This is a genomic window from Treponema endosymbiont of Eucomonympha sp. (genome assembly GCF_001028545.1).
Genome location: NZ_BBPW01000519.1, coordinates 1 through 511 on the forward strand (window position 1 = coordinate 1; position 511 = coordinate 511).

The 511-nt window shown below is 63.8% G+C and carries 1 protein-coding gene; it reads right to left on the minus strand.

All coding sequences use genetic code 11. The features are described 5' to 3' along the window. Positions 1-511: aminotransferase class I/II-fold pyridoxal phosphate-dependent enzyme (locus AWU74_RS07870; protein ID WP_162505069.1), on the minus strand; the 511-nt coding region annotated here is incomplete at both ends.

Consider the following 511-nt stretch of genomic DNA (forward strand, 5'->3'; position numbering starts at 1 on the left):
GAATCGTGCGGTGCTCGGCGCCTTCGCGGACTATGTCGCTGTGGATTTCGTCTGAAACGAACAGCACGCGGTGCTTCCGGCATATCTCGGCGAGGCGGCGGAGTTCGCCCTCCGACCACACCCTGCCGACCGGATTCGCGGGCGAGGCGAGGACGAACGCGCGGTTCGTCGGCACGGCGCATTTCCGCTCGAAGTCGTCCCAGTCGACGGTGTAATAGCCGCCGTCGTTCAGCAGGTGGCTGGAGACGACTTTGCGGTACAGATTGTCCTGAATAATGCCGGTGAAGCGCCCGTATACCGGACGCAAGATGATGACACCGTCGCCGGTGTTGGTGAACATGTGGAGGGCGGAGAGGATTGCGGAGATGCTGCCGTCCGAGTACGCGACCCACTCTTCGCGGATTTCGGTGCGGTGCCGCCGCCGGTACCAGTCCGCGATAGAGCCGAGGTAGCGCGGTTCGGCGGCATAGGACGTGTAGCCGTAAATGCCGTGGTCCGCGACGCGGTGCAT